Genomic DNA, 16,862 nt, shown 5'->3' on the forward strand with positions numbered 1-16,862 from the left:
ATGAAGAAATATTTATTTCTGAGTTATTTCTTAGCCGCCATGGTGCTACCCGGCTGCGCGGTAATTGTTGTGGCGGATGTTGCTGCAACCGTCGTGGTCGGCACAGTCGGGCTGGCTGCCGATGCGGCGATTGGCACTGCTCGCTTGGTCGGACGAGCCGTCACACCGTAACGGCGTAATGGCGTAAGCCGTTATTTTTTCTATTTGTTTGACTCGTCAGACCACGACGGCCTGACTGGCTGTGTCAAATCATCTGTGTTGTTTTGCTCGCACCCATCTCGCGCCTATACCACTCGTGGAAATGTTGCATACCGTCTTCCATTGGGCTTTGGTAGGGGCCGAACTCATTGTCGCCGCGCTGCATTAAGGCTTTGCGGCCAGCGTCCATGCGTAGCGCGATCTCGTCATCTTCGACACAGGTTTCCATGTAGGCCGCTTGCTGGGCTTCTACAAACTCTTGTTCAAAGGCGCAGATTTCTTCCGGGTAGAAAAACTCCACCACGTTAAGCGTCTTGTCTGGCCCTTGTGGATGCAAGGTGCTGACCACCAGCACATGCGGATACCACTCGACCATCACGTTAGGGTAGTAAGTCAGCCAAATAGCGCCGTACTTAGGCGGCACACCATTGCGGTATTGCAGCACCACGTCATGCCACTTTTTATACGTGTCAGTGCCGGGTTTTCCCAGCTTGTCAGATACGCCTACGGTTTGCACTGAGAACTGTTTTGCCAGTTCCCAATTCAAATCGTCAGTTGTCACAAAGCCGCCTAATCCGGGATGAAAAGGGCCAACGTGGTAGTCCTCCATATAGACCTCAATAAAGGTCTTCCAGTTGTAATTGCATTCATGCAAATGGACTTTACTCAGCTGATAGCCAGAGAAATCCAAGTCCGCCAAAACGCCGCCGCTAAGCGCCGCCATGTCGGCGGTAATGTTGCGGCCAGTGTCTTCAAACACCAAGCCATTCCAGGTTTGGGTTTTGTAGCGGTTCAGGTTAAGGCAGGGATCGGTCTGAAAGTGAGGTGCGCCGATTAGCTCGCCAGAAGTGTTGTAAGTCCAGCGGTGCAGCGGGCAAACAATGTTGCTGCCGGTGTTGCCACGGCCTTGCAGCATGGTTGACTGGCGGTGCCGACAAACGTTGGAGATCAGCTCAATGCCAGAGTCGTTGCGCACCAAGGCGCGCCCTTCGCCTTCATGCGGCAGAGCGTAATAGTCGCCTAAGTTAGGCACAGACAACTCATGGCCTAAATAGCGTGGTCCGTTGGCAAAAAGTTTTTGCTGTTCGCGCTGGTAAATGCCTGCGTCAAAGTAGCTAAAGATGGGTAGCTGGCTGGTGGCCTGCAGTAGGCGAAGGCTTTGATCAGACATGCATTGGGGGGTGGGAAGTACAGCGCTGGAGGCTGCTAATATGGCAAAAATCGATTGTACCTGTGCGGGTCTGTGCAAAAAAGTCAGGCCTTGGTACTGGTATTGGCTTGAAGACGACGGCGTTTAATTAAGCGCCAGTTAAATTGATAAGCAATTTGATGAGCCAAGGGATGGACAATGCGCCAAGTAGCCAGTCAATCGACGGGTCAAGCGCCTAGCCAACCGAGCACTGCGCGCAAACGCCTAAAATAATCTCCAGTTAATACTAAAGCGAAAAGTTCAAAGCCCGTTCTAGGTCAGTTTAAAGCTCGATTTAGCACTGCCTGCGCAAAGAGATTGCCCGATTGAAATCATCTGAAAAAACACCATTGTTCAACCTCAACACTTGGAGCGTAGACCAACTCGCACGGGTAGAGCAGGCCTTATCACGCTGGGTTGTCTGCCCTGAAGATGCACCTGCGCTGGCCGGTTTAGGCCACGCTATGCGCTACGCGGTTTTAGACGGCGGCAAACGCTTGCGGCCGCTGCTGGTCATGGCCGCTTGTGAAGCGGTAGCAGGCAGCGCCAATGCGGCCCTGCGCGCGGCTTGTGCGGTGGAGTTAATTCATGCTTATTCATTGGTGCACGACGACTTACCCTGCATGGATAACGACGTACTGCGCCGTGGCAAGCCCACTGTTCATGTGGCTTTTGGCCAAGCCAGCGCGCTGTTGGCGGGCGATGCCTTGCAAGCCTTGGCTTTTGAGTTGCTAACTCCCGCGCTGGACACAACTGACGCCGCCATCGACAGCGCGACCCAAGCGCATTTGTGCCGCATGCTGGCCCAAGCTGCTGGCTTTAAGGGCATGGCCGGTGGCCAAGCGATTGACCTTGCTAGTGTGGGAAAGCAACTCAATTCATCAGAGTTGCACGAGATGCATGCACTCAAAACCGGCGCGCTGCTAAAAGCCAGTGTCATGATGGGCGCGGCTTGCAGCCAGTCAGGCCCGGCCACGTCAATCGCTGTGCAAGACGCGCTGCGCAATTACGGCGATGCGATTGGTTTGGCGTTTCAGGTGGTCGATGATATTTTGGATGTGACTGCCGACTCTGCCGTGCTGGGTAAAACCGCCGGTAAGGACGCGGCTCAAGATAAACCTACTTTTGTCTCCCTAATGGGTTTGCAAGCTTCTCAAGATTACGCTCAGCAATTGCTGCAGCGCACCTTGCATAGCTTGGCGCAACTCGAAGCCGCAGGCCTGCCCAACACGCATGCACTGCGTGGGCTGGCTGACATGCTGGTGAATCGTCAGCACTAGCCGCTCAAGACACCGTATTACCAGAGATATTTTTATATGACTTCATTGCTCGACACGATTAACAGCCCCGCGGATTTGCGCCAGCTGCCGCGCGCCCAGCTCAGACAGCTGGCGGATGAACTGCGCGACTATGTACTCCACAGTGTCTCGAATACCGGCGGCCACTTAAGTTCCAACCTCGGCACTGTCGAGCTGACCGTGGCCTTGCACTATGTGTTTAACACCCCAGAAGACCGACTCGTGTGGGATGTAGGCCATCAAACTTACGCGCACAAAATTTTGACCGGTAGGCGCGAGCGCATGGCCAGCTTGCGCCAGTTCGGTGGTCTGTCGGGTTTTCCGCGCCGCGATGAAAGTCCTTACGACACCTTTGGCACAGCCCATTCGTCCACCTCTATTTCGGCTGCGCTAGGCATGGCACTGGCCGCCCGTCAGTTGGGTCAAGAACGGAATGCGGTGGCCATTATTGGTGACGGTGCCATGAGCGCTGGCATGGCTTTTGAAGCCATGAATAATGCCGGCGTGTATGACGATGCCCGCATGTTGGTAGTTCTCAATGACAACGACATGAGCATTAGCCCGCCGGTGGGCGCGTTGAACCGCTATTTGGCGCAACTCATGAGCGGGCGTTTTTATGCATCGGCAAAAAACGTTGGCAAGCGGGTTTTGGGTGTCGCACCGCCACTGTTAGAGCTGGCTAAACGGATTGAATCTCATGCCAAGGGCTTGGTCGTGCCGGCTACCTTGTTTGAGAATTTCGGTTTTAACTACATCGGCCCAATCGACGGCCATGACTTGGATTCACTGATTCCGACGCTAGAGAACATCAAGCAATTAATGCTTGACGGTGATGGCCCGCAGTTTTTGCATGTGGTGACTAAAAAAGGCCAAGGCTACAAGCTCGCCGAGGCCGATCCAGTGGCCTATCACGGCCCGGGCAAGTTTGATCCGGCCATGGGTTTGCAAAAGTCCAGTGTGCCGTCTAAGCAAACTTTTACCCAAGTGTTTGGCCAGTGGCTGTGCGATATGGCGGTGCAAGACAAGCGCTTAGTTGCCATCACGCCGGCGATGCGTGAAGGCTCTGGCATGGTGGAGTTTCACAAGCGTTTTCCTGAGCGCTACCACGATGTCGGCATTGCCGAGCAGCATGCCGTGACCTTTGCCGCCGGCATGGCCTGTGAAGGGCTGAAACCGGTATTGGCGATTTACTCGACCTTTTTGCAGCGTGGCTACGACCAACTGATTCACGACGTAGCGCTGCAAAATCTACCGGTGGTGTTTGCACTCGACCGCGCCGGTCTGGTCGGTGCCGATGGAGCGACGCATGCCGGCGCTTACGACATCGCCTTTTTGCGCTGCGTGCCAAATATGAGCATTGCATGCCCAGCCGATGAAAACGAGTGCCGCAAACTGCTGACCTCAGCCTTCGAGCAAGACCATCCAGTCGCCGTGCGTTATCCGCGCGGTGCCGGGGCTGGCGTAGCACCCGATGCGGGTCTGACTTCATTGCCGTTTGCCAAAGGTGAAATTCGCCGCGAAGGCGCTGGCATTGCTATTTTGGCTTTCGGCACACTGCTTTATCCGGCGCTGGAGGCGGCAGAAAAACTCGGCTGCACCGTCGTCAATATGCGCTGGGCAAAGCCACTCGACATTGAGCTGTTGCTACAAGTTGCCAAGACCCACCAAGGCTTGGTCACGCTAGAAGAAGGTTCGGTAATGGGCGGCGCAGGTAGTGCGGTCAGCGAAGCATTGCAGGCTGCGGCCATCAGCATGCCAGTGCTGCATTTGGGCTTGAAAGATGAGTTCACTGAGCATGGTGAACCGGCAAAATTGCTAGCCCTTCAAGGTTTGGACGCAGCGGGAATTGAGGCCTCTATTCGGGCACGTTTTCCGGGTTGAGTTCAGCGGCGCGTTAGCGAGAAGAGAGTCGATAAAGAAAAAAATTTCTTGAATAAGGCATAAGTTGCTGCTCGCCACAGCCACAGCCACATCAGCGGAGGTAATCCTAAATGGACAGGCGTTCACTCATTAAACATACCGGTATTGCCGGTGTGTTGGCCGCATCCCTAGCGCCAGCCGTGCATGCTCAAGCGCTGGTTCGCTGGCGTTTAGCGTCTAGCTTTCCGCGCTCCTTAGACACGATTTACGGCGGTGCTGAAACCTTTGCTCGCCATGTGCGCGCTGTGTCCGGCGGACGCTTTGAAATCAGCGTCCATGCCGCTGGTGAGTTGATGCCAGCTTTTGATGTGGTTGACGGCGTGCAGCAAGGCACGATAGAGGCCGCGCACACAGCACCCTATTATTTTTTTGCCAAGGACGATACCTTTGCAATTGGCGGCGCGATTCCGTTTGGTCTCAATAGCCGGCAAATGAGCGCCTGGACTTTTCAGGGCAATGGCCTGGCTTTGATGCGTGAGTTTTATGCGCGCTACAACATCATCAGTTTTCCCTGCGGCAACACCGGCGCGCAAATGGGTGGCTGGTTTCGCCATGAAGTCAAATCGTTGGCAGATATGCAGGGTTTAAAGTTTCGCGTTGGCGGCTTCGCCGGAAAAGTCATCACCCGGCTTGGCGGCTTGCCGCAAAACTTGCCCGGTGGCGAGATTTATCAGGCGCTAAAAAACGGCAATCTTGACGCGGCCGAATGGATAGGTCCTTACGATGACCAAAAACTTGGCTTTAACAAAGTCGCACCCCACTACTACTATCCCGGTTGGTGGGAGGGCGGTTTGCAGTTGGACCTGTACGTGAATCGCAATGCCTATGAGGCGCTCTCGCCGCAGTACAAAGCAATTGTCGATGTTGCCAGTGCCGCAGCACATGTGGATATGCAGGCCAAGTACGACGCTAAAAATCCGGCCGCACTCAAGCAATTGGTGCGCGACGGTGCCAAGCTCAGGCCGTTTCCTGCCGATGTCATGAATGCTGCTTTTAAGGCTTCGTTAGCGTTGTATGCGGAACTCTCAGACAGCAATCCGGCTTGGGCCAAAGTTTATAAAGATTATTCGGCATTTAGAGGCGATCAAAATTTGTGGTTTCGTTTTACTGAGGCCACGTTTGACCGATTTATGCAAAGCCAAAAACTTTGATTTATTTCTCCTGTCTGTCCCTGTCTATCCCCGTCGATCAGTCTTGCTGCAGCGCTTGCATTTTAAAAAATGTTTGCAACAGAAATTTGCCTACACAAGGGTAGTCATGTCTCCGACATGATGTGTTGCCAACTCCTGTCAAAATAGTTGATCAGGATAATTAAAAGGACATCAACATGGCCAAAACACCGACTCAGACTGCCGCTAAAACAGTCAAAAAAGAATCTACAAAAGCACTTGCAAAAACGTCTTTAAAAACGCCTTTAAAAGCGGTGTCAAAATCAAAAACACCACGCAGCCTAAAGCACGCATTTGCCAACACCCTCAAGCCTTTTGAGACCGCCTCTGGCAAAGCCGGTAAGTTCTATTCCTTGCCCGCTTTGGCTAAACAGTTTCCCAATGTCAGCCGGCTGCCTGTCTCGCTGCGCATTATTCTTGAATCGGTGTTGCGTAACTGCGACGGCAATCGCGTGACCGCAGAACATGTGGCCGAGTTGGCGAATTGGAAACCCAATGCTAAACGCACGGAAGAAGTTCCTTTCTTAGTCTCCCGCGTTGTGCTGCAAGACTTTACCGGTGTGCCCTTATTAGCTGACTTGGCCGCCATGCGTAGCGTCGCCGTCAAGTTAGGCAAAAATCCCAAAACAATTGAGCCGCTGGTGCCTGTCGATTTGGTGGTCGATCACTCCATCATGGTTGACTTTTACGGTAAAAAGAATTCCCTAGACTTGAACATGAAGCTTGAATTTAAGCGCAATAACGAGCGCTATCAATTCATGAAATGGGGCATGCAAGCGTTTAAAACTTTCGGCGTTGTGCCGCCCGGTTTTGGCATAGTCCACCAAGTCAACCTAGAGTATTTAGCCCGTGGCGTGCATAAAACACCGGACGCGGTTTACTACCCCGACACCTTGGTCGGCACCGACAGCCACACCACCATGATTAACGGTATTGGCGTGGTCGCTTGGGGCGTTGGCGGCATTGAGGCGGAAGCGGCGATGTTGGGTCAGCCGGTTTATTTCCTCACCCCCGATGTGGTGGGCTTTGAGTTAACCGGCAAACTGCGCGAAGGCGTGACCGCCACCGACTTGGTGCTGCGCGTGACAGAGCAACTGCGGCGCGAAAAAGTAGTCGGTAAATTTGTTGAGTTTTTTGGTGAAGGCACGCGCTCCTTGTCACTGCCAGACCGCGCAACGATTGGTAATATGTCGCCGGAATACGGCGCCACTATGGGCTTTTTTCCGGTCGATGATAAGACGCTGGATTACTTTCGCGGCACCGGCCGAACCAAGTCTGAGATTGAAGCTTTCGAGGCGTACTTTCGTGCCCAAGGGTTGTTCGGCGTAGCCAATGCTGGCGATATCGATTACTCGCAAGTCGTCTCGCTAGACCTTGGCGACGTCACACCAAGTCTGGCTGGCCCTAAGCGTCCGCAAGACCGTATTGAGTTGGGCAATGTCGCCGATCAATTCACCACCTTGTATAGCCAGTCCTCCGCTAAAGACGGCTTTAATCAACCGGCTGAAACGCTTAATTTACGCCATACACTGCGCCAAGCAAACGATGCTAAACCGCTGGCCAAACAAAATACTGCCGCAACGACTAGCGCCAACGTCAGTGCCGCTGGCTTTCCGACCAGCGCCAAAGCCGTGGCCGAAGCGAAAAAAGGTCAAGTCAATATCGGCAATGGTGATGTGCTGATTGCAGCGATTACCAGCTGCACCAACACTTCCAACCCTAGCGTGTTGTTGGCGGCTGGTTTGTTGGCTAAAAAAGCGGTGCTTGCGGGTCTTAAGGTGCAGCCGCACATCAAGACCTCACTGGCGCCGGGCTCGCGCATAGTGACTGAATATTTGACTGAAACCGGTCTCATGCCGTACCTTGAAAAGCTCGGCTTTTCACTGGCCGGCTACGGCTGCACGACGTGTATTGGTAACTCCGGTGATCTGACGCCAGAAATTAACGAAGCTATCAACGAGAACGATTTGATCTGCGCTGCCGTGCTCTCGGGCAACCGTAACTTTGAAGCGCGGATTCATCCCTACATCAAGGCCAACTTTTTAGCCAGCCCACCGCTGGTTGTGGCTTACGCAATTGCCGGCACGGTAATGCGCGACCTGATGACCGAGCCAGTCGGGCAAGGCAAGGGCGGCAAGGATGTTTATTTGGGTGATATCTGGCCGACCTCGGACGAAATCCAAGCCTTGATGAAGTTTGCTATGAATGGCAAAGCCTTTCGCGCCAACTACGCCAAGGTCAAGACCGAGCCGGGCAAGCTGTGGGAGAAAATTCAAGGCGTAACTGGTACCAGCTACACCTGGCCGGTTAGCACTTATATTGCCGAGCCGCCTTTCTTTAAAGACTTTGAAATGGAATGTGTTGCGACTGACGCGATGGTCAAGGGCAGCACCGCCAAGCGCGTGAACAATGATGTTTTGGGCGCCCGCATTATGGCGTTGTTTGGTGACTCGATCACGACTGACCATATCTCGCCAGCAGGCTCGATTCAGACCAGTTCACCCGCCGGTTCATGGCTTAAAGAGCATGGTGTGTTGCCGGCAGACTTCAACAGCTACGGCTCGCGACGCGGTAACCACGAGGTCATGATGCGCGGCACTTTTGCCAATGTGCGTATCAAGAACTTAATGATTCCCGCCGAGGCTAACGGCTCACGCGAGGAGGGCGGTTTAACGCTGTTTCAGCCCAGCGGCGAGAAAATGTTTATCTACGACGCAGCCATGAAGTACATGGATCAAAACCAAGGCACGGTAGTGTTCGCGGGCGAAGAATACGGCACCGGTTCATCGCGCGACTGGGCCGCTAAGGGCACACAGTTACTGGGAATTAAAGCCGTGATTGCGCGCAGTTTTGAGCGTATCCACCGCAGCAACTTGGTTGGTATGGGCGTGTTGCCATTGCAATTCAAAGCCGGGGATTCTTGGGAAACGCTTGGGCTTAAAGGTGATGAAACGGTTGATGTGATCGTGCATCCCGATCTGAAACCCCAGAGCGATGCCAAGCTGGTGATTATCAAAGCCGATGGCAAGCGCCAAGAGATCACGCTCACATTACGCGTGGATACGCCGATTGAGGCCGATTACTACCGCAACGGCGGCATCTTGCCTTACGTGCTGCGTCAGTTGCTCGCTTAATGGGTTTGAAAGCCGTCATAGCCGGCGGCGGAATCGGCGGCTTGGCAGCGGCGCTGGCGTTGGCGCGCGGCGGTATGCAAGTTGATTTGCTTGAGCGTGCCCAAGCGTTTGCCGAGGTCGGCGCCGGTGTGCAGCTAGGGCCTAATGTCACCCATGTCTTAGATGATTGGGGCTTGCTAGAGCCACTCAAAGCCGTGGCTGCAGCGCCCCAGCGCTTGCTGGTGCGCAGCGCGCTGTCGGCTCGTCTGCTGGCTCAAATGGATTTGGGTCGCAGCATGCAGGAACGCTACGGCGCGCCTTACCTCACGCTGCACAGGGCTGATCTGCATAAACTCTTGCTTGATGCCGCCACAAAAGCGGGCGCGAGTGTGCATTTAGATAGCGCTTTGCAAAACTTCAGCCAAAGTTTTGAGCATGTGAGTCTTCACGCCTCCAACGGCGCTGCTTATGAAGCCGATCTTTTGGTCGCCGCTGACGGGCTGTGGAGCGGCATACGCGAACAGCTTTTGGGCGATGGTCCGCCAACACCCACCGGTCATCTGGCCTACCGCGCTTTGACGCTGCAATCGGCATTGCCGGCTAGCTCGCGCAGTCAAGATGTTAGCGTCTGGTTAGGTCCCAAACTGCATGTGGTTTGCTACCCGGTGCGAGGCGGTGAGTATTTGAATATGGTGGTCATTGTTCATGGCCAAGCGGCGGGCAAGGGTTGGGATTTTGCAGCCAACGCTAAAAGTTTGACTCAAGCTATGGGTGCATGCTGCGGGCAGTTACGTGAGTTGATTGCCGTTATGCCAGAGTGGCGTTTGTGGCCGCTCAATGACCGCCCGCCTATGCAAAGCGCAAGGCAACATGCACGGGGTAGGGTGGCGTTGCTGGGCGATGCTGCTCACCCTATGCGGCCTTATCTGGCCCAAGGTGCAGGTATGGCGATTGAGGATGCGGCCAAGCTCGGCTCGGTGTTTCAGGCGGGTAGCCAGCAAGCTGATTCGCAAGAAGTCGCTTCTCTGGTTGAGCGCTATGCCAATTTACGCTGGCAGAGAAACGCTCGCGTGCAGGCCAAGGCGCGGCGCAACGGTCAAGTGTTTCATGCCAGCGGTTTGCTGCGAGTGGGTCGCGATGTGGCGCTCAAACTAGCTGGCGCTAAGCTAATGGATATGTCTTGGCTGTATGGTGCAAACCAGCCTTAATACGTCTGGTTGTGATGGGCCAGTACGCGCCCACTTTGCTAAATCACCGTGATGGATTTTTGCAGTAGTTCATTCGTGCACAATTAATAGCCGACGCTAGCGCCAAGCGCAGTTGAGTCGGTTTTAAATAGCTGCATTTAAGAACAATATTCACAAGAGGCAAGAGCATTTCATGAGCATTCAAAACACATCTGTTAATAGCCAAAAAGTAGCCCTGATCACGGGCGCAGGTACCGGCATAGGTCGGCAAGTCGCACTGACTTTTTTAGCCGCCGGTTACAGCGTGGTGCTGGCCGGGCGCCGCCTTGAGCCGCTGCAGTCTGTCGTTGCGGAGTCGGGTTCAAACCGCGCATTGGCCGTTTCCACAGATGTGAGTAAGCCCGAGTCAGTCGATGCGCTGTTCGCCGCCATAGGCGCAAAATTTGGCCGTATTGATGTGCTGTTTAACAATGCCGGCGTGGGCAGCAGTCCTTTGTTTGAAGACTTGACGTTTGAGCAGTGGAAAAACGTCGTCGACATCAATCTCACCGGTTCATTTTTGTGCGCGCAAGGCGCCTTTCGTATGATGAAAAATCAGCTGCCGCAAGGCGGACGCATCATCAATAACGGCTCCATCTCTGCTCATGCGCCACGGCCAGATTCTGCGCCTTACACCTCAACCAAGCATGCGATTACTGGTCTGACTAAGTCGATTTCACTCGACGGACGCAAGTACAACATCGCTTGCGGCCAAGTTGATATTGGTAATGCATTGACCGAGTTATCGGCCCGCATGACCAAGGGCGTGCCGCAAGCCAATGGCGAGATAGCGATTGAACCCATGATGGACGCCAGTGAGGTGGCAGATGCTGTGCTGCATATGGCGGCTTTGCCGCTGACAACGAATATCCAGTTCATGACCATCATGGCGACCAAGATGCCGTTTGTGGGCAGAGGATAAATTTTTGCTAGTGGGCGGTTTTGATCTCTAAGCCGTCGGTGACATCAATTCACAGGGCGAGAGTTATTTGCTCTCACCGCTAGGCACTGTCGGTTTGTTTTCTAGGGGCGAATACGCTCAGTGCCGACCGTGCTAGCTACTTATCTCAGCACCCATTGCCCATGCATTTTGATTTCTTGATACATCGCATCAGGCGCGAGATCAAGATCGCCTGGCCAAGCCACTGCACCTGAGTCAATGTGCGCCTGCTGAAAAACTAGCGGATCTTTCAATGCGGCAAAAACGCCGGTTAGGTGGCTTTTTTCAAACTGAACATTGCCAACTAACCCGTCTCTGAACTGGACACGAAGTGCCAGTGACGCAATCGGTTTGACGTCTACAACATCCCATTTCATAGTCGGCCTCATTTCAACGGTTCAATTGGCTTGGGCTGCTGCTTGTCCATGCAAAGGCGCCAGTCTTGAATTAATTCTTCTTGGTGCAGCTCTGCCCAGTCAAGCACCAGTTCTTGTGCCCGGCGCGGGAGAACGCCACTGGTAATCGTCAATAATTTAATGTCAACAGTCGCCTTGAATTCTGCGTACTGGACCTGTCAGTGCGGCGGGGCATGGTCATTAAAAAACATGCGAATGATTAGTCCGTAAAAGGTGCAAATAGTTGGCATGCTGTTTTTGATTTTGAGTTGTAGAGAGCCGAAAACAAGCGCTTATTTACAGCCGCCCAAACAGCAAAAACTCCATCAAAGCTTTTTGCGCATGCAAGCGGTTTTCGGCTTCGTCCCAGACTACTGATTGTGGGCCGTCAATCACTTCGGCTTGTACTTCTTCGCCGCGGTGTGCGGGTAGACAGTGCATAAAAAGAGCGTCCGGCTTTGCCGCTTTCATCATGTCGCTATCGACACACCAGTCGGCAAACGCTTTTTTGCGCGCTTCGTTTTCGGCCTCGTAGCCCATGCTGGTCCAGACGTCGGTGGTGACCAAGTCGGCGCCAGCGCAGGCCAGCATAGGGTCTTTAAACACCTTGTAGCTTTCGCTAGAACGAATGCCAGCGACTGCTTGGTCAACCTCATAACCGCCTGGCGTGCTCACGTGCAGTTTGAAGTCTAAGATTTCGCTGGCTTGTAGCCAGGTGTTGGCCATGTTGTTGCCATCGCCCACCCATGCGACTGTCTTGCCCTTGATGGAGCCGCGGTGCTCTATGTACGTGAAGATGTCGGCGAGTATCTGGCAGGGATGAAATTCATTCGTCAGGCCGTTAATCACCGGCACGCGTGAATGCTCTGCAAAGCGCTCAATCTTGGTTTGCTCGTAGGTACGAATCATCACCAAATCGACCATGCGGCTAATTACTTTAGCGCTGTCTTCAATCGGTTCGGCCCGGCCCAGCTGGCTGTCGCCAGTGGTCAAGTGCACGACACTGCCGCCTAACTGATACATGCCGGCTTCAAAGCTCACACGGGTACGGGTGGAGGCTTTCTCAAAAATCATGGCCATGGTGCGGTCAGCTAATGGCTGGTGCTTTTCATAGGCCTTGAATTTTTTCTTGATCAGGGCGGCGCGGGCAAACAGGTAGGCGTAGTCGTCGGCTGAAAAATCGCTGAATTGCAGGTAATGCCGGAGGGGAACAAGTGCGGTCATGCTGGGGCTTTTTCTTGCAGTAATTGTTTGATTAAGGGCGCCAATATGGCGACTACTTCGTCAGCTTCGACGGTCGTCATGATGAGTGAGGGCACCAAGCGTATGACGCGGTCTGCCGTCACGCTAATTAACAAACCATTGTCGGCCGAACGGGTGACCAGTTCAGCACAGGGAACGCTCAGCTCTATCCCCAACATCAAGCCGCGGCCGCGAATATCTTTTATGCCGGGCAGGCCTTGGAGTTCGCGCACAAAGGCGCTGCGAAGATGCTCGCCGACTGTGGCGGCATTGAGCAGCAAAGCATCTTTTTCCATGATGCGAATAGTCTCAACACCAGCGCGCATGGCTAAGGGGTTGCCGCCAAACGTGGTGCCGTGGTTGCCGGGCTGAAAAATGTGGGCCGCTTTGGGGCCAGTTACTACAGCGCCAATTGGCACGCCTGAGCCCAAACCCTTGGCCAGCGGCATCACATCGGGTTTGATGCCAGACCACTGATGCGCAAACCATTTACCCGTGCGGCCCATGCCGCATTGGACTTCATCAATCATGAGTAGCCAGTCGTTGGCATCGCATACTTCGCGTAATTCGCGCAGGTAGCCATCGTTCATGGGATGGACGCCGCCTTCGCCTTGAATGGCTTCGACAAACACCGCCACCACATTTGGGTTGCCAGCAGTCGCGCGTTTGAGGGCGTCGATATTGTTGATTGGAACGCGGATAAAGCCTTCAACCAGCGGGCCGAAATGGGCCTGCACTTTGGGGTTGCCGGTGGCGCTTAGCGTGGCGATGCTGCGGCCATGAAAGGCGGTTTCAAAGACAACGGTTTCGGGGAAATCAATACCTTTGTCATGGCCGAATTTGCGCGCCAGTTTGAGGGCCGCTTCGTTCGCCTCTAAACCGGTGGAGCAGAAAAAGACGTTTTCTAAACCCGACAGTTCCACCAGCTTTGCCGCCAGCGTTTCTTGCAGCGGCACATGGTAGTAGTTAGAGCAATGAATCAGTTTGGTGAGCTGGTCTTGCAGCGCTGGCACTAATTCGGGATGGTTGTGGCCTAGCGTATTGACGGCAATGCCGCCCAGTGCATCGAGGTAGCTTTTGCCATTCACATCCCAGACGCGGCAGCCTTGTCCGTGCGAGAGGGCAATCGGCAAGCGGCCATAGGTGTTCATCACGTGAGGCGATGCGGCTTCGACATGGGTGGGCAGTGACGCGGTCATGAAAGTACTCCGGGCGTAGAAAAAAATATGTCGCCTGGGTAGGCGAGCAAAACTTATTTTATGCGTACTAGCTGGCCTGTCCAGCAACAGTGCCGGATATCGATGTTTTAGGGGCTAAATTACTGCTTCAAATGTCTTTCTAAAAATCTTTTAAGACCAGTCTTAGGCAGGCGCTTTACGGGTTTACCTTAGGTGTAAGCGGTTTGAAGTCTTATATAAGATAGAATCATTCAGCGCTGCTGCTTAAGCCTGAATCCTGGCTTTTGGCACGCATCAAAACCCTCCACCCGATGGTCTCCAACACAGTAAAAGAAATTTTTATTCAAGGTATTACCTTAGACGGTAAGACCTTTCGGCCTAGCGATTGGGCAGACAGGCTGTGCGGTGTACTGAGCCAGTTTCGCCCGGGTGGGCCACAGCCTGGCAGTCATTTGAACTACTCGCCGTGGTGCGTACCTACCCTTATTAACGGTGTGAAATGCGTGGTGGTCAATGCTGCGCTGAGAGACGCAGAACCCATGGCTTGGGACTTTGCGATTAATTTTGCTATCGATAACGACTTGCAATATGCCGAGGCTTGTTTGGTACCAGCGCCGCCTCCAAGCTCCAACCCTGCGGTTTAGCCTACGCCCAGCTCACGGCCAGTGCATTGGCTGTGAGACCTCTCCCAGAAAGCGTATTTTCCATTTTTCTTGCCGCCGGCTTGCCTGCGAAGTCACGTGCAGACTTAAGATTCATCGAGAAAATTAATGGTGTGTCGCCCACCGACTGAAATTAAACAGACGAAAAAAAGCCGTCTGACGACGGCTTTTTTATCTTCGCTAACAGCGCACCCTACAAAACGGCGGCCTGTGATCTAACTAAAGATTTCAGACCGGGCGGTTTGCCTAATTGCTTAGGCTGCCTTTGGGGCTGCGAGTGCCAGGGCCTTGACCTTGGCGGACAGACGGCTCTTATCGCGAGCTGCCTTGTTTTTGTGGAAAATGCCTTTGTCAGCAATAGTGTCGACAATGCTTTGGGCTTTGGCGAACATTTCTTTTGCTTTTAATGGGTCACCAGTGAGAACAGCTTTTTCAACGTTCTTCACTGCGGTGCGGTATTTGGAACGCAGCGATGTGTTCGCAGCATTGAGTTTTGCATCTTGACGGACGCGTTTACGGCCTGAAGCAAGACGTGGGTTTTTTTTCTTTGGTTTGGCGGTTGCCATATATAAATTCCTTTAATCCGGGAGGAGTCTGTGGATGATGTGAGCGAAGCCCATGATTATATATCGCCTGCAACGGCTTTTGCGGCAAACACGTTTCTACAAGCTTGTCTGGCTGCTGACATTGGACTAATTGATTTTGTCGCCTACTCACCGCTAACTGCTTAGCTTGCGCATAAACTCTGCGAGTGTCACTTTTTAAAGCCGCCTCCACCGTATCCCTGCTGACCCTAGTCTCGCGTATCACCGGGCTTGTTCGCGAGTTGCTGATCGCCTCGACTTTCGGTGCTAGCGCCATGACCGATGCCTTTAATGTGGCGTTTCGGATTCCCAATTTGTTTCGCCGGCTATTTGCTGAAGGTGCTTTCAGCCAAGCCTTTGTGCCTGTGTTGGCCGACAGCTTGGCGCGCCACGGCGAAGAAAAAACCAAGCTGCTGATCGACCGTGTGGCGACTCTGTTGTTTTGGGTGCTGTTGTTCACCTGTGTAGCTGGTGTGTTGGCCGCACCCGTGCTGGTTTGGGCAATGGCAAGTGGCTTACAGCAACAGCCAGAAGGCTATTCAGCCGCGGTGGTTATGACGCGTTGGATGTTTCCCTATATCGGCTTCATGTCCCTGGTGGCCTTGTCTTCCGGCGTGCTCAACACTTGGCGCCACTATGCGGTGCCGGCGGCTACACCGGTGTTACTCAATATCGCCATGATTACTGCCGCTTGGCTGGGCGCTCCTTGGTTTAAATCGTTGGGTATAGAGCCTGTGTATGCACTCGGTGTTGGCGTAATGGCTGGTGGCGTATTGCAGCTTGGCGTGCAAATACCGGCTTTGCTGCGCCTTGGCATGTTGCCAAAAATTGGCTTGAGCCTAGGGCTGATCAAGGCCGCCTTGCTTGATCCCGCGACGCGCAATATTGCCAAGTTGATGGTGCCGGCATTGCTGGGTGTCAGCGTGGCGCAGATATCGCTGCTGATCAACACCCAAATCGCCTCACATCTCACGCCGGGCAGTGTTAGCTGGCTGACTTACGCCGACCGCTTAATGGAGTTTCCCACCGCCATGCTGGGCGTTGCCATAGGCGTTGTGTTGACCCCGCAGTTGGCGGCAGCCAAAGCGGCTAATGACGCAGCACGTTACTCGGCCATGCTGGACTGGGGTTTGCGCATAGTCGTGCTGCTGGCCGTGCCCTGTGCTGTGGCATTGTTGACTTTTGCTAAGCCGCTGGTGGCGACGCTTTATCACTATGGTGCTTTTAGCGACCGCGACGTCACTCAGACGACTAACGCACTGATGGGTTACGGTGCTGGCTTGTTGGGGCTGGTAGCCATCAAGGTGTTGGCGCCCGGTTTTTATGCCAGCCAAGACATACGCACACCTGTGCGCATCGCAGTGGTGGTGTTAATCATCACCCAACTGCTTAATTTAGCCTTGGTGCCGTATTTTGCGCACGCTGGTCTGGCTCTGGCCATCGGCATAGGTGCGTTAATCAATGCCTTATGGTTGCTGCTGGGTTTGCAAAAGCGCGGTAGTTATTTGCCTGAGCCGGGCTGGCGTATGTTTTTTGTGCGAGTGCTGGTCGCTAGCGGTCTGCTGGCTATCTTTTTGTTCTTGGCTGCTAATAGTGTTGACTGGACTGGATTTTCTTCAGCTAAGCTGCAAAGAATAGGCCTGTTTTTTGCTGTTTTAATGGCCTCTGCAGTGGTTTATTTTGGCGCGTTGCAAGTGATGGGTCTAAAACTTAAACAACTTTTTCGGCGTTAACTGCCGCCGCGCTCA

14 protein-coding genes and 1 pseudogene are annotated in these 16,862 nt (G+C 53.7%); 9 read left to right on the plus strand and 6 right to left on the minus strand.

The window, feature by feature from the left end:
* A complete protein-coding gene (locus tag HC248_RS05030) occupies positions 1–171 on the plus strand; it encodes a hypothetical protein (protein ID WP_168921551.1) in 171 nt (56 codons plus the stop codon).
* Positions 172–244: 73 nt separating this feature from the next.
* Here HC248_RS05030 and HC248_RS05035 read toward each other — a convergent pair whose 3' ends face one another.
* Complete coding sequence (locus HC248_RS05035; protein WP_168921552.1) at positions 245–1,369, minus strand: aromatic ring-hydroxylating oxygenase subunit alpha; 1,125 nt, start codon at positions 1,367–1,369, stop codon at positions 245–247.
* A 344-nt stretch (positions 1,370–1,713) separates the two neighbouring features.
* On the opposite strand from HC248_RS05035, the gene HC248_RS05040 reads away from it, so the two are divergent.
* From HC248_RS05040 to HC248_RS05065, 6 genes are all read left to right on the plus strand, one after another.
* Positions 1,714–2,667: a polyprenyl synthetase family protein gene (locus tag HC248_RS05040; protein WP_168921553.1), complete on the plus strand. Its 954-nt coding sequence runs from the start codon at positions 1,714–1,716 to the stop codon at positions 2,665–2,667.
* Between the two features lie 36 nt (positions 2,668–2,703).
* Positions 2,704–4,566, plus strand: a complete 1,863-nt coding sequence (gene dxs, locus HC248_RS05045; RefSeq protein WP_168921554.1) for a 1-deoxy-D-xylulose-5-phosphate synthase — start codon at positions 2,704–2,706, stop codon at positions 4,564–4,566.
* 110 nt (positions 4,567–4,676) lie between these two features.
* Complete coding sequence (locus tag HC248_RS05050; protein ID WP_168921555.1) at positions 4,677–5,756, plus strand: TRAP transporter substrate-binding protein; 1,080 nt, start codon at positions 4,677–4,679, stop codon at positions 5,754–5,756.
* 176 nt (positions 5,757–5,932) lie between these two features.
* Positions 5,933–8,908 (plus strand): aconitate hydratase, encoded by a 2,976-nt coding sequence (locus HC248_RS05055; protein ID WP_168921556.1) that lies wholly within the window; start codon positions 5,933–5,935, stop codon positions 8,906–8,908.
* Entirely contained in the window at positions 8,908–10,095 is a 1,188-nt protein-coding gene (locus HC248_RS05060) for an FAD-dependent monooxygenase (protein ID WP_168921557.1), read from the plus strand. The genes HC248_RS05055 and HC248_RS05060 overlap by 1 nt, the downstream gene beginning before the upstream one ends.
* A 172-nt stretch (positions 10,096–10,267) precedes the next feature.
* Positions 10,268–11,035: an SDR family oxidoreductase gene (locus HC248_RS05065; protein ID WP_168921558.1), complete on the plus strand. Its 768-nt coding sequence runs from the start codon at positions 10,268–10,270 to the stop codon at positions 11,033–11,035.
* Positions 11,036–11,175: 140 nt separating this feature from the next.
* Here the strand turns inward: HC248_RS05065 and HC248_RS05070 are convergent, their stop codons facing one another.
* The 4 genes and pseudogenes from HC248_RS05070 to HC248_RS05085 form a co-directional block, all read right to left on the minus strand.
* Positions 11,176–11,430 (minus strand): DUF2442 domain-containing protein, encoded by a 255-nt coding sequence (locus HC248_RS05070; protein WP_168921559.1) that lies wholly within the window; start codon positions 11,428–11,430, stop codon positions 11,176–11,178.
* A gap of 8 nt (positions 11,431–11,438) precedes the next feature.
* Positions 11,439–11,612, minus strand: a pseudogene (locus tag HC248_RS17625) (DUF4160 domain-containing protein); the annotation flags it as partial.
* A 133-nt stretch (positions 11,613–11,745) separates the two neighbouring features.
* Positions 11,746–12,672: an ornithine carbamoyltransferase gene (argF, locus tag HC248_RS05080; protein WP_168921560.1), complete on the minus strand. Its 927-nt coding sequence runs from the start codon at positions 12,670–12,672 to the stop codon at positions 11,746–11,748.
* A complete protein-coding gene (locus HC248_RS05085) occupies positions 12,669–13,889 on the minus strand; it encodes an aspartate aminotransferase family protein (protein WP_168921561.1) in 1,221 nt (406 codons plus the stop codon). Before HC248_RS05085 ends, argF begins: the two co-directional genes overlap by 4 nt.
* A gap of 290 nt (positions 13,890–14,179) precedes the next feature.
* On the opposite strand from HC248_RS05085, the gene HC248_RS05090 reads away from it, so the two are divergent.
* A complete protein-coding gene (locus tag HC248_RS05090; protein ID WP_168921562.1) occupies positions 14,180–14,512 on the plus strand; it encodes a DUF3579 domain-containing protein in 333 nt (110 codons plus the stop codon).
* 272 nt (positions 14,513–14,784) lie between these two features.
* Here HC248_RS05090 and rpsT read toward each other — a convergent pair whose 3' ends face one another.
* The gene (rpsT, locus tag HC248_RS05095; protein ID WP_168921563.1) at positions 14,785–15,096 is read right to left on the minus strand and encodes a 30S ribosomal protein S20; all 312 of its coding nucleotides are present in this window, start codon (positions 15,094–15,096) and stop codon (positions 14,785–14,787) included.
* A 185-nt stretch (positions 15,097–15,281) separates the two neighbouring features.
* Here rpsT and murJ point away from each other — a divergent pair, with 185 nt between their 5' ends.
* Entirely contained in the window at positions 15,282–16,847 is a 1,566-nt protein-coding gene (gene murJ / locus HC248_RS05100; protein ID WP_168921564.1) for a murein biosynthesis integral membrane protein MurJ, read from the plus strand.
* The last annotated feature ends 15 nt before the right edge of the window (positions 16,848–16,862 follow it).

The sequence above is a fragment of the Polaromonas vacuolata genome, assembly GCF_012584515.1.
Classification (GTDB): Bacteria; Pseudomonadota; Gammaproteobacteria; order Burkholderiales; family Burkholderiaceae_C; genus Polaromonas; species Polaromonas vacuolata.

Bases quoted from the DNA above. Each gene is read 5' to 3' on its own strand.
- HC248_RS05030 (WP_168921551.1), top strand. From the start codon at position 1: ATGAAGAAATATTTATTTCTGAGTTATTTCTTAGCCGCCATGGTGCTA.
- HC248_RS05035 (WP_168921552.1), bottom strand. From the start codon at position 1,369: ATGTCTGATCAAAGCCTTCGCCTACTGCAGGCCACCAGCCAGCTACCC.
- dxs (WP_168921554.1), top strand. From the start codon at position 2,704: ATGACTTCATTGCTCGACACGATTAACAGCCCCGCGGATTTGCGCCAG.
- HC248_RS05050 (WP_168921555.1), top strand. From the start codon at position 4,677: ATGGACAGGCGTTCACTCATTAAACATACCGGTATTGCCGGTGTGTTG.
- HC248_RS05055 (WP_168921556.1), top strand. From the start codon at position 5,933: ATGGCCAAAACACCGACTCAGACTGCCGCTAAAACAGTCAAAAAAGAA.
- HC248_RS05060 (WP_168921557.1), top strand. From the start codon at position 8,908: ATGGGTTTGAAAGCCGTCATAGCCGGCGGCGGAATCGGCGGCTTGGCA.
- HC248_RS05065 (WP_168921558.1), top strand. From the start codon at position 10,268: ATGAGCATTCAAAACACATCTGTTAATAGCCAAAAAGTAGCCCTGATC.
- HC248_RS05070 (WP_168921559.1), bottom strand. From the start codon at position 11,430: ATGAAATGGGATGTTGTAGACGTCAAACCGATTGCGTCACTGGCACTT.
- argF (WP_168921560.1), bottom strand. From the start codon at position 12,672: ATGACCGCACTTGTTCCCCTCCGGCATTACCTGCAATTCAGCGATTTT.
- HC248_RS05085 (WP_168921561.1), bottom strand. From the start codon at position 13,889: ATGACCGCGTCACTGCCCACCCATGTCGAAGCCGCATCGCCTCACGTG.
- HC248_RS05090 (WP_168921562.1), top strand. From the start codon at position 14,180: ATGGTCTCCAACACAGTAAAAGAAATTTTTATTCAAGGTATTACCTTA.
- rpsT (WP_168921563.1), bottom strand. From the start codon at position 15,096: ATGGCAACCGCCAAACCAAAGAAAAAAAACCCACGTCTTGCTTCAGGC.